Annotated in this window: 10 protein-coding genes; 2 read left to right on the top strand and 8 right to left on the bottom strand. The window is 61.0% G+C overall.

What is annotated here, in order from left to right; translation table 11 throughout:
* Positions 1-3: 3 nt before the first annotated feature.
* Positions 4-1,314 carry a glycerate kinase type-2 family protein gene (locus JHW44_RS18220; protein ID WP_272850346.1) on the top strand — a complete coding sequence of 437 codons (1,311 nt, stop codon included), beginning with the start codon at positions 4-6 and terminating at the stop codon, positions 1,312-1,314.
* Here the strand turns inward: JHW44_RS18220 and JHW44_RS18215 are convergent.
* The 8 genes from JHW44_RS18215 to JHW44_RS18180 form a co-directional block, all read right to left on the bottom strand.
* Complete coding sequence (locus tag JHW44_RS18215) at positions 1,302-3,683, bottom strand: aldehyde dehydrogenase family protein (protein ID WP_089345084.1); 2,382 nt, start codon at positions 3,681-3,683, stop codon at positions 1,302-1,304. The two genes, JHW44_RS18220 and JHW44_RS18215, sit on opposite strands and share 13 nt — an antisense overlap.
* Positions 3,684-3,693: 10 nt before the next feature.
* Positions 3,694-4,653: a deoxyribose-phosphate aldolase gene (gene deoC, locus JHW44_RS18210; protein ID WP_089345085.1), complete on the bottom strand. Its 960-nt coding sequence runs from the start codon at positions 4,651-4,653 to the stop codon at positions 3,694-3,696.
* A 10-nt stretch (positions 4,654-4,663) separates the two neighbouring features.
* The gene (gene rbsK / locus JHW44_RS18205; protein ID WP_089345086.1) at positions 4,664-5,614 is read right to left on the bottom strand and encodes a ribokinase; all 951 of its coding nucleotides are present in this window, start codon (positions 5,612-5,614) and stop codon (positions 4,664-4,666) included.
* A complete protein-coding gene (locus JHW44_RS18200) occupies positions 5,614-6,726 on the bottom strand; it encodes an aldose 1-epimerase family protein (RefSeq protein WP_089345087.1) in 1,113 nt (370 codons plus the stop codon). The genes rbsK and JHW44_RS18200 overlap by 1 nt, the downstream gene beginning before the upstream one ends.
* The gene (locus tag JHW44_RS18195; protein WP_089345088.1) at positions 6,723-7,733 is read right to left on the bottom strand and encodes an ABC transporter permease; all 1,011 of its coding nucleotides are present in this window, start codon (positions 7,731-7,733) and stop codon (positions 6,723-6,725) included. The genes JHW44_RS18200 and JHW44_RS18195 overlap by 4 nt, the downstream gene beginning before the upstream one ends.
* 13 nt (positions 7,734-7,746) lie before the next feature.
* Positions 7,747-8,724: an ABC transporter permease gene (locus JHW44_RS18190; protein WP_089345089.1), complete on the bottom strand. Its 978-nt coding sequence runs from the start codon at positions 8,722-8,724 to the stop codon at positions 7,747-7,749.
* 10 nt (positions 8,725-8,734) lie between these two features.
* Positions 8,735-10,231, bottom strand: a complete 1,497-nt coding sequence (locus JHW44_RS18185; protein ID WP_089345090.1) for a sugar ABC transporter ATP-binding protein — start codon at positions 10,229-10,231, stop codon at positions 8,735-8,737.
* Positions 10,232-10,323: 92 nt separating this feature from the next.
* Positions 10,324-11,370 (bottom strand): autoinducer 2 ABC transporter substrate-binding protein, encoded by a 1,047-nt coding sequence (locus tag JHW44_RS18180; protein WP_089345091.1) that lies wholly within the window; start codon positions 11,368-11,370, stop codon positions 10,324-10,326.
* A gap of 233 nt (positions 11,371-11,603) precedes the next feature.
* On the opposite strand from JHW44_RS18180, the gene JHW44_RS18175 reads away from it, so the two are divergent.
* A complete protein-coding gene (locus JHW44_RS18175; RefSeq protein WP_179217751.1) occupies positions 11,604-12,281 on the top strand; it encodes a DeoR/GlpR family DNA-binding transcription regulator in 678 nt (225 codons plus the stop codon).
* The last annotated feature ends 9 nt before the right edge of the window (positions 12,282-12,290 follow it).

Genomic DNA, 12,290 nt, shown 5'->3' with positions numbered 1-12,290 from the left:
CGCGTGACGCAGCAGGTTGCACCGGGTCCGGATGGGTTTCTGCGCGGATTGTTCGACATGGCGGTCGCGGTGGCGGACCCGATGCGGGTGGTTCCTGCGCATCTGCCGCCACGTCCCAAGGGGCGATTGATCGTGATCGGCGCGGGCAAGGCCAGCGCCCGCATGGCCGAGGCCGTCGAGGCCCATTATGGCCCCTGTGAAGGGCTGGTGATTACCCGCTATGGCTATGCGCGCCCCTGTCAGGGGATACGCATCGTCGAGGCTGCACATCCGGTGCCGGATCAGGCCGGCCTGAACGCCTCGGCTGAAATGCTGGATTTGTTGCAGGGGCTGGGACCGGAGGATCTGGTCCTGGCGCTGATATCGGGCGGTGGTTCGGCCCTGCTGTGCGCGCCGGCCTTTGGCCTTGATCTGAAACAGAAAAGTGCGGTGAATGATGCACTTCTGGCGTCTGGCGCACCGATTTCGCAGATGAACCTGCTGCGCAAGCATCTCAGCCGGGTCAAGGGAGGCCAGCTTGCAGCTGCGGCATATCCTGCCCCCATGCTGTCGCTGCTGATGTCGGATGTGCCCGGCGATGATCCGGCGATGATTGCATCGGGGCCCACGGTCGGGGATGACAGCGATGCGGCCTCGGCGCTCGCGATTGCCGAGCGTTGGAGCATTCCTTTGCCTGAAGCGGCGCGAAATGCGCTGGCGCAAGGGAAAAGCGGTGTCGTGAAGACGGATGATCCACGGCTGGCCCAGGCCCGCAGCGTGATCGTTGCCGCGCCCGCACAATCCATCGCGGCAGCGGCAAAGGCGGCAGAGCAGGCCGGGATTGATTTGCGCTTTCTGGGTGATCAGATCGAAGGTGAGGCCCGCGACGTCGCGGCGGCGCAGGTAGAGCAGGCCATCCAGATTGCTGCGACGATGACAGCTGAAAATCCGCCGGTTCTCATGTTGTCGGGTGGTGAACTGACCGTCACCCGCAGCGGGTCAGGCAGTGGCGGCCCCAATGCCGAATTCGTGCTGGCCGCGGCATTGGCCCTGCAGGGGCATCCGCATATTCATGTTCTGGCCTGCGATACCGACGGAGTCGATGGCGCAGCCGAGGTTGCCGGGGCGATTGCCGGACCCGGAACGTTGGCGCAGGCTGCAAGTCAAGGCATTGATGCACGTTCAGCGCTTGACGACAATGATGCGCATGGCTTCTTTGCCAGCGTCGGCGGCCAGATCGTGACCGGCCCGACGCTGACAAATGTCAATGATTTCCGGGCCATCCTGATCCTGCCGCCGCAGCCTCAGGACCAGGAAATTGTTCAGGCACCATAGGGCACCCAGATCGTCTTGATCTGGGTTGCGCGCGCCATCCAGTGACGGCCCCTTGCCTCGGCATCATCGAACCAGTCGGTTGCGAACCCACCATTGGTCCAGACCTGTTTCAGGTTTCCGGCGGAAGCTGCTTCGACTGCGGCCGCGCCCTTGGCCGAACCGTGATACCACAACAGGTCCACGGCATCATGTTCCGCCAATGTCTGCGCCAGCACATCGCGGTCACCGCTGACCAGATTGACCACTCCAGCAGGCAGATCCGACGTATCGAATATCTGGTAGAGGCTCTGCGCAATCAGCGCGTGAGCGGGCGAGGGCACCGCAACCACCCTGTTGCCCGCTGCGATCAGCGGCAGGATCAGCGACATCAATCCCAGAAGCGGCGAATTGTCGGGGGCCAGAACGCCTGCGACGCCGACCGGTTCCTTGAGTGACAGGGTCAGATGTCGTGGCTTGGTGGCATGAATGGCGCCGTCATCCTTGTCTGCCAGTCCAGCGTAATAGAAGCAGCGTTCAAGAAGCTTCTGCACCTCGCCCCCGGCTTCCGATTTCCCGGTGCCGGTCATGTTCTGCAGCAAGCTGATCAGTTCTGCACTGCGCGCGGCGATATTCTCGGCCAGAAAGAACAGCACCTGCGCGCGGCCATGGGCATTGCTGGACCATGACCCGGCCTTGCGCGCGGCCTCGACGGCATTTCGGATGTCCTTGCGCCCCGAAAGCGGGGCCAGACCCAGCGGACGGCCCTTGTGATCACGGATGACATAGCTGGAACCGCCATCGGGGCGGGCCTGCTTGCCGCCGATATAGTTTTTCATCGTCCGGTCGATCTGGCCTTCGGGGGTGCCTTCGCCCAGTCGCGTCGGGGACAGATCTGCCTCGACCGGCTTCACCGGTTTGCTGCGCGATGCGGGAACCGGTTCCAGATAAGAGGCCATGCCCTCGCGCGCGCCTTCACGCCCATAGCCGCTTTCCTTGACGCCGCCAAAGGGCGCATTGGCATCAAAGATGTTCGTGGCGTTGATCCAGACCACACCTGCTTTGATCCGCGCGGCCAGTTCGGTGGCAGCATTGATGTTTTCCGACCAGATCGAGGCCGAAAGCCCATAGCCGGTGTTGTTGGCCAGCTCCACAGCCTCATCAATGGTGCGAAAGCTGGTCGTCACGGCAATCGGACCGAAGATTTCGACCTGGGAAATCTCGGCCGCGGGCTGTGCATCGGCAAAGAAACCTGGCGTGACGAAATGGCCCTGTTCCGGCAGAGGGCAGGAGGATTGCTCCAACCGGATGCCTTCACCGGCGGCGTTGTCCAGCAATCCTTGAATTCGGGACTTCTGACGTGCCGAAACGATTGCACCCATATCGGTGGATTTGTCCAGCGGACTGCCAACGCGGATCTTCTGCATCCGCGCGCGCAGCTTGTTCAGGAAACGCTCGGCAATGCCTTCCTGGATCAGCAGGCGCGAACCGGCGCAGCAGACCTCGCCCTGATTGAACCAGACACCTTCGACAACGCCTTCGACCGCTGCATCCAGATCGGCATCCGCGCAGATCACAAAGGGAGATTTGCCGCCAAGTTCCAGCGTCAGACGTTTCCCCGAGCCCGCCGTGGCGCGTCGGATGTCGCGTCCGACCGCCGTCGATCCGGTGAAGGCGATCTTGGCGATGTCGGGATGGCGTACGATCATGGCCCCGGTGTCCCCGCCGCCCTGCACGATGTTCACCACACCTTTGGGCAGGCCGATTTCGACCAGCAATTCGGCAAAGGCCACAGCCGTCAGCGGCGTCAGATCCGCCGGTTTCAGCACCACGGTATTCCCGGCGGCCAATGCGGGCGCGATTTTCCATGCCAGCATCAACAGCGGAAAGTTCCACGGGATGATCTGGCCGCAGACGCCCAGGGGCTGCTGCCCGGCGAATTCGCTTTCGGCCATCGCCGCCCATCCGGCGTGATGATAGAAATGCCGGATGGCCAGCGGAATATCGGCATTGCGGCTTTCGCGGATGGCCTTGCCATTGTCCAGCGTTTCCAGAACCGAAAACAGCCGCTCGCGTTTCTGCAGCCCGCGCGCAATGGCATAGAGATACTGGCTGCGCTCATAGCCGGATTTTCGCGACCATTGGCCAAAGGCATTCTTGGCGGCCTTGACCGCGGCGTCGACCTCGTCATGACCAGCCTGCGGGATATGGGCCAGTGTTTCGCCCGTGGCCGGGTTCTCGACCGCGATATCGGCCTGTGCGGCACCCTGGAACTGGCCGTCAATGAAATGGCCCAGGCGGCGGTCATGTGCCTCCAGCCAGGCCTGTGCACTGCCTTGATCCTCGGGCGCGGGTCCGTATTCCATGGAATCCATGATGTCCTTGATGTTCATCGGGTCTGCCTCAGCTCAGAGCGTGGTGGTCGGCGCTGGCGTAGCGGCCGGTAACGTGATGTTCGAGTTGGCGCTCGATATCGGCAAGCAGCGATGACGCGCCGATGCGGAACAGGTCGGGACGCAGCCATGGCGCACCCAGTTCCTCTTTCATCAGGGCCAGCCACGCCATCGCATCCTTGGCCGTGCGCAGTCCGCCTGCAGGCTTGAAGCCGACACGGTGGCCGGTCTGTTCTCCGTAGTCGCGGATGGCGCGCAACATGGTCAGCGACACGGGCAGTGTGGCATTCTCGGCTTCCTTGCCGGTCGATGTCTTGATGAAATCCGATCCCGCCTGCATGGCCACCATAGAAGCACGATAGACATTTGTCAGGGTGCCCAACTCGCCGGTGGCTAGAATGGCCTTCATATGCGCCTCGCCGCAGGCCTCGCGCATGGCGCGCAGTTCATCGTAAAGTGCCTGCCAGTTTCCCAGCAATACATGTTCGCGGGTGATGACAATGTCGATTTCCGCCGCGCCTTCCTCGACCGCATAGGTGATTTCGGCCAGCCGTTGCGGGAAGGGTGTCAGCCCGGCCGGAAAACCCGTCGCGACCGAGGCCACGGGAATCCCCGAACCGTCCAACGCCTGAACCGCATGGCGCACCATGGTCGGATAGACACAGATCGCGCCGGTGGTCAGGCCGATATCCTGCACCTCCATCGCCTCCAGAAGATCGGCGCGCACAGGCTGGCGTGCCTTGGCGCAGAGCCGCCGGACCCGGCCGGGCGTGTCATCCCCGGCAAGGGTGGTCAGGTCGATGCATTGGATTGCCCGCAGCAACCAGGCGGCCTGATATTGTTTCTTGACCGTGCGCCCCGAGGAAATGACCGCTGCGCGGCGTTCGGCGGCAGTGCGGTTGACGCAGACATCCTCAAAGCTCTCGCGCAGCAGTGCGGTGCCCGGATTGCGTGCCGTATGATCTGACATGGCGTTCCTCTCAATCCGCTGATGCGGTCTGTGTCGCGCAGAAGCTGTCAAACTCTTCCGCGGTTGCATAGGATTTCTGTGTGCCCCGGCGGGTGACCGAAAGGGCGGCATATCGCGCGGCCTTGTTCAGGGCGGTTTCGGTTTCGCCCGTGGCGGCCAGGAAATGCGCAAAGGCACCGATAAAGGCATCTCCCGCACCGGTCGTATCGACCGGAGAGACCGTCAGCGCCGGGACCGGCACAAGGCGCTCTGCGGTGATCCAGCGCGCGCCGCGACCGCCCAGGGTGACGATGACATTGCCGATGCCCTTGGCAATCAGGCTGCGGGCCGCGCTTGTAATCTGGTCCTCGCTGTCGGTGGGCATGCCCGACAGCAGGGCAAGCTCGCTTTCGTTGGGCACCAGAAAGCTGAGATCGCGCAGATCCTCGACCCGCAGATCGGGCGAGGCGGGGGCCGGGTTCAGGATGGTCCTGACACCCCATTGCGCGGCGCGTCGGACGGTGTGGCGCACGGTTTCCAGCGGTATTTCCAGTTGCATCAGGATCAGGTCGGCCTGTGACAGCATATCCTCTGCGGCATCGACATCCGCGGGCGACAATGTGGCATTGGCCCCCTTGACGATCAGGATCGAATTCTCACCGGAAGGTTCCACGAAGATCGGGGCCACGCCCGAGGTCATTCCCGCCACCTTCACGACATGGGTGGTATCGACGCCGTGATCCCTGAAATTGCGAATGGTGTTGTCGGCGAACATATCGTCGCCGACCTTGGTCACCATGCCGACTGTCGAACCAAGCAGCGCGGCAGCCACCGCCTGATTGGCGCCTTTGCCGCCGCAGCCCATTTCGAAACTGGGCGCTTCGAGCGTTTCACCCGGCGCGGGCATCCGGTTTGTATAGGTCACCAGATCAACCATATTCGAGCCGACCACCGCGATCCGTCCGGTCTTGCCTTGGGTCATCAGCTTTCTCCCTTATCCAGCCTGGCGATTTCATCAAGGACAGCCGGGGCCTCATGCGCGCCAAGATAGCCCAGGGTCACCGGGAAACGCGCGACCTCGCCCGGAGCCAGCATCCTGACATGGCCCTTGGCCTTTTCCGCCGTATAGCCCTCGGGTTCACAGGTCGAGGGCAGGGCAAAGGCGGCCACCTGCGCATCTCCGTCGTTCAGGATCCAGCGCACGCAATGAGGCAGATCCTGCGGGGCATATTCGACGCTGAAGGCACCGCCTTCTGGAAGTTCCATCGCCAGACGGGTCCGATCCTGACCGTCCACGCCCAGACCCTTGATGTAAAAGACCTGCTCGGGTGCATACAGATCGGGCTCGGACAGTTGGGCCATGCGGGCGGGGTTTTCGGCCAGGTCATCCAACAGGGCCAGAAATTCAGCCGAAGGCGTGACATGGCCGGGAATGGCCTTGCGCACCTGCGTGTGCGTCGGGCTGAAGGGGGCAGGTTGATGGATGCGGGCATCTGCCACGAAATCGAAATTTGCGTGCAGCATATACATCAGTTCCATCGGATGCGCGGACAGGTTTTCGACCTGCATCTCGACATCTATCAACCCGCTGTCTGCGCGCAGTCTGATCCGGGGCCGCGCCATGTAATGGGCACCAAAACCCATGACATATTCAACCTGGCCGCTGATCTCGACAAAGTTGCCAGCATCATCCTGCCCCAGCAACAGACAGGCGCTGTCCATTGCCGCCACCGGCATTTCGCCATGCAGTGCATGGCTATCCTCGGGACCGGGGGTGCCATTGCGCAAGAGGCCGGCGTGATAGGCAAAGGCGCCATAGGTTTCCAGGATCGAGGCCCCATGGCGCGGCGCGGCAAAGGCATTGCCCATGGCGAGCGACCGGCCATCGAATTCCGCGTCCCAGATCATCTGTCCCAGATATGGCAGAACGGTGATCATGCCGCGACGATTGGTGACTTTCAGCCCCTCGACGCCGGTCGGGAAACGGAAGGCCTCGATCCTGAAAGCGGCGTTTTCGGCTAGAACCCTTGTCCAGCCCGTCGGGAACAGGTCCGGTGACAGCGGCAAAGTCGTGTCGGGAAAGATATCGGTCATTTCGAGGACCTCAGATAGTTGATTGCAATGACCAGAACCAGAAACCCGCCCCAGACGGCATCAATCATGAAATTCGACACGCGCATCATCTGCAGCCCCGAGGACAGGAAGGTCAAAGCCAGCAGCGCCAGCAGCACGCCCAGCACCCGACCCTTGCCCCCCGCAGGATTGGTGCCGCCCAGCACCGCGATCAGCACTGCCTGAAGCAGATAGGATGATCCGAAATCCGCCTTGGCCGAATTGGTGCGCCCCGACAGCAGTATTCCCGCAATGGCGGCCAGCACACCCGACAGTGCATAGCTGTAAAGGATCATCCGGCCACTGCGGATGCCGGCAAACAGTGCGGCGCGGGCATTGGTTCCGATCAGCATCAGGTTGACGCCCAGATTGGTCCGGCGCAGCAGGATTGCGACAATGCTTCCCACGACGATCATGATCCAGAAAGGTGTCGCCAGACCCAGTATCTTGCCGGTTCCGATCCAGTTCCAGGTCTGCGGATAGCCGACAATCGCAGGCCCGCCGGTCAGCACCAGTGCCAGCCCGCCAAAGACCTGTCCGGTTCCCAGCGTCGCCAGGATCGGAATGATGCGCAGGCGCGAAATCAGCACGCCGTTCAGAACGCCGGCCGCCAGACCGACCATCAGCGCGATGAGGACACCGGCAACGGTATGGAGGACCGGCATCGCCCCGCCCGATCCGATGGCCTCGGCGACGACGGGATTGCGGAAATACAGCCCTGCGGTGATTGCGGCCAGATTGGCGATGGCAACGATCGACAGATCGATCCCGCCGGTCAGCATCGCAATCATCATCGCGACACATAGGATGCCCAGTTCGGGCATCAGGTAGCTCATGGATTCAAAATTGTAATAGCTGAGAAACTTGCCGGAATTCAGCACCGTCATGGCCAGGAAGATCAGCGCCGTGATGACCACCAACTGGGCGATGGCGGCGTCCTGACCCAGAATGCGGCGCAGGAAGGGGGGTGTTTCGGTTTTCGTGCTCATGGCTATATTCCCCTCAGACCAGTTTCTTGCGGTCGCGCCATGCGGTGATGGCGGTTGCGGCAATGATGATCAGACCGACAACAACCCGTTGCCAGGTGGTGTCGACTTTCATCAGGATCAGCGAGTTCTTCACCATGACCAGTGTGAAAACCCCGATCATTGTCCCCAGAACCGAACCACGGCCACCGAAGATCGAAGCCCCGCCCAGGACGACCGCGGCGATCACGTCCAGTTCCAGCCCGATGAAATCGCGCGGGTTGGCCTGCCAGATCATGGCGCTGTGCATCAATCCGGCAAAGCCTGCCAACAGCCCTGCCGTGCAATAGACAACGAATATCGTGCGCCGGGTGTTGATCCCCGCGCGTCGGGCGGATTCCGGATCGCCGCCATAGGCATAGATCGACCGCCCCATCATCGTGTATTTCAACATCAGATGGACGGCGATGGCGATCCCCAGATAGACTAGGATCATTGCCGTCAGACCTGCGGTCGCACCATTCGGGGCGGTGACGCTGACAAGGTCCTGCTTGCCGAATTCGATCAGTTCCCTGGGCATCTTGTTGATATTGACGATCGAGGTGCCCAACAGCCCCAGCACCAGACCGCGAATGATCGAGGCCGTCCCAAGCGTCACGATCAATGGTATCATCTTGAACCGGTCGATGATCAGCGCATTCACGGCCCCCAGCGCCAGCCCGATCACGGCAGCCGCGATGAAGGGCAGCAGCACCCCGTCGTATTCCAGCGCCACCATCGTGCGCACGGTGATATACAGTGCCGCCACCGCGATGGCGGGGAAGGATACGTCAATGCCGCCCGAGATCATGATCAGCAGGACGCCAAGCGCCATGATGCCGATCACGACATTGGATTTCGCCAGGCTGAACAGATTGCTGACCCCCCAGAAGGCGGGATTGACCAGTCCGATAATGATCATGACCAGCACCAGCACCATGGCGATCACGGCTTCGGTCGATTGAAAGATTTTCATCTGTGCCGCCTTAATTCAGGGATTTGAGGCTGTCATTGACGCCGGCTTCGGTCATCTGCGTTCCCGAGAGCTCGGCAACAAAGCGGCCCTCATGCATGACATGGATACGGCTGCAGTTTCCGACCAGCTCGGGCACATCATCGGAAATCATGATCACGGCCAGCCCCTCGTTCCGCGCCAGATCACGGATGATGCGGTGGATCGTGGCCTTCGATCCCACATCCACCCCGACGGTGGGACCGTTCAGGATCAGGATTCTTGCGCCGGTCAGCAACCAGCGCCCCAGCATCACGCGCTGCGCATTGCCGCCCGAAAGATTGCCGACGGCCGTATCCGCCGAAGGCGCGGCGATCTGCATGGCGTCAAACATTTCCTCGGTTTTCGCGCGCATGGCCTGACGGTCAAGGAATATGCCCCGCCGCAACCGTTCAAGGATGCTGACGACCATATTGCGTTCGATGGACTGGGTCAGGAACAGCCCTTCGCTCAGCCTGTCTTCGGGCACATATGCGATGCCGGACGCGATGGCCTCTTGCACCGAACGAGGAAATGCGGGCTTGCCATTGATGCTGATCTGACCTGTGGCGCCCTTTTCCATTCCGAACAGGGCGCGCGCAAGCTCGGTGCGCCCCGATCCGATCAGCCCTGAAATGCCGACAATTTCGCCGGGGCGAATGGTCAGATCGACGTTCCTGACGCTGCCGGGTACCGACAGTCCGGATATCTGAAGGACGGGTTTGGCGTTGGCCGGAGTGGTGGCGACATAGGGTTCGTCATTCAGTTCCAGCCCGGTCATGGCGTGGGTGATGGCGGCTTCGTCAAAGTCGCGCATATCGCCTTCGGCGACCTTCCTGCCATTTCGAAACACCGTCAGGCGCTCGGATATTTCCAGCATTTCCCGCATCTTGTGGCTGACGAACAGCACGGCGATTCCATGCGCCTGAAGATCACGCACGATGTCGAACAGCGCGTCGACTTCGTGACGGGTCAGGGCGGTGGTCGGTTCATCCATGACGATCAGTCGCGCCTTGGCCAGAATGGCGCGGGCGATGGCCACGATCTGCTTGCCCGAGGTCGGCAATGTCTCGACATCGGCATCGACATCGATACTGACCCCCAACCGCGCCAGAACCTCTTGCGCCATCTTGCGGGCGCGGGCCCAATCCATGCGCGACTTGCCCTCCAGCACATAGGTGTTCAGTGCCAGATTTTCGGCCACGGTCAGGTTCCCGAACAGCGAAAAGTCCTGATAGATGACCTGCACGCCCTTTTGCACCGCCTGTATGGGGTCCAGATGGGCAACCGGTTGGCCATCGATAAGGATTTCTCCGGCCTCGGGCGTGTAGATGCCGGACATCACCTTGATGATCGTCGATTTGCCCGAGCCGTTCTCGCCCGCAAGACAATGGATCTCGCCCGGTCTGATCGACAGCGAAACATCGTCCAGGGCACGGACGCCGCCAAAGCGTTTGCTGATATTCTTCAGCTCTATCAGGGGTTCTGTCATGGAATTTCCGCATTGCTGAAACGGGGTTCGCGCCCGCCGGATGGAGGACGCGAAGGCAGGCCCGCAACAGGGACCTGCCGAACGCCGAAGGATCAGAAGTCGTATTGATCCATGTTTTCGGCGGTCACTCCGACCCAGCCCGCACCATAAAGCAGGTTGGGTTTTTCCGCATCGGGAGCCAGCAGAGATTCATAGCCGACAAGTCCAAGGTCCAGACCGGCGGTGATCTGGTCCTGTTTACCCTCCAGTGCCGCAACAGCCAGCATGTTCATGGCATAGCCTGCAACCGCCGGATCCCAGAACTGGATATACTGGATATCGCCATTGGCCAGATATTCACCCGCAACCGACGGCAGCCCGGTGCCGGCAAAGAAGACCTTGTCCTTCAGCCCGCTTTCGGCGATCAGCCGGCCCGCGCCTGCCGAGGTCGGCATTGGCGCACCCAGAATCCCGGTGATGTCGGGATAGGTGGTCATCGCCTCTTTCAGCTTGGTATAATCGGTGGCCGCATCGTCATAGGTTTCCAGCCGGTCGCCAACCATTTCCATCTCGGGGAAATGCTCTTTCTGATAGGCAACGGCACCATCGATCCATTCCATCTGGCTTTTCGAGGTCAGCGATCCGACCGTGGCCACATATTTGCCCTTGCCGCCCATGGATGCGCCAAGCTCTTTCATCAGATTGGCGCCATAAGCGAGGTTGTCAAAGGCCTCCAGATCGTAATCCGTGTTCTGAAGGTTCGAGGCTTCATGCGAGATTACCACGATGCCGCGGTCGCGGGCCTTTTTCAGAACCGGCTCCAGAGCCTCCACCGAGAAGGGAACAACTGCAATCGCGTCGACACCCTGCGCGATGAGGTTTTCGACCAGTTGGACCTGCGCGGCCGCATCGGCCTGACTGGGGCCGACCATCCAGACATCATGGCCAGTTTCTTCCTTGAACTGTTCGACTCCGTCGCGCATCCGGTCGAACCACGCGATGCCATCCACCTTCACCACTGTGGCGATGGTGTATTTCTTGTCGTCCTGGGTGGCGATCAGATCCTTGTTCACATTGCTTGTGTCAACGATCTGGTCGGCGATGGCGGGCGCGCTCAGGCATGCAAGCGCCAGCGAAGCCGATGTCAGCAGCGTTTTCATTTGTCTCTCCTCCTCTGTCGCAATCCGGTCCAGGGCAGGCCGGTCACCGGATGCGTTGAACATATTGATCGGATCGATTCAATATGTTTGTATTCATTCAAAACGACCCCAGTGAGTCAACCCAAACTTCCGTTGTTGACGCATTTCATGTCTTTTGACGGGCATATGGGGTCGGATCGGTTCGGAGGCATAGGGTGGGCAGACCATCAGGGCGCAGCTTGCGCATCGAGGAAATGAAGAAGATGTGCGCCTCCGGGGCGATCGTCCATATCGGCGATGCTGCCCGGCAGCTACGCACATCAGAGATCACCATCAGGCGTGATCTTGGCAGGCACGACAGCGGGCTGATCTGTCTGGGCGGCTATATCATGTTTGCCGAAGGGGCTGCCGAGGGATATTCGCTTTCGCGCGCGCAGGATACCAATGCGGCCGAGAAAAAACGTCTGGCGGGTCTGGCTGCAAAACTGATCGAGCCGGGAGATACGATCTTCATCGATTGCGGATCGACCCTGCCACATCTTGCTGCGGCGGTGCCCGAGGATGCGCATGTCACGGTGGTAACGCAGGCGCTGAACATCGCCGATCAGTTGGCGGCACGGCGCGGGGTGAATCTGATCCTGCTGGCCGGACATTATCATCCTGAAAGTGGCAGTTTCAGTTCACCTGCGGCGCTGGAAATGCTGTCCGAGGTGAATATAACCAAGGGCTTCTTTTCGGCAGCGGGGGTGCATGAACGCGCGGGCGTGACCTGCTTTCACTTTCATGAAGTCCCGATCAAGAGACGCGCAATTGCGCAATCGCATCGCCGTTTTCTGGTTTGTGATCCCTCGAAATGGGGCCGCTCGCGCCCGGCGACATTTGCCGAGTTGAGCGATTTCGAAGAATGGATCGGTCAGCCCGACAAGGGCTGACCGCAGATT

The sequence above is a fragment of the Paracoccus seriniphilus genome, assembly GCF_028553745.1.
Taxonomy (GTDB): domain Bacteria; phylum Pseudomonadota; class Alphaproteobacteria; order Rhodobacterales; family Rhodobacteraceae; genus Paracoccus; species Paracoccus seriniphilus.
Note: the sequence above shows the minus strand (reverse complement) of the source record. Positions and strands in the feature narration are given on the sequence as shown.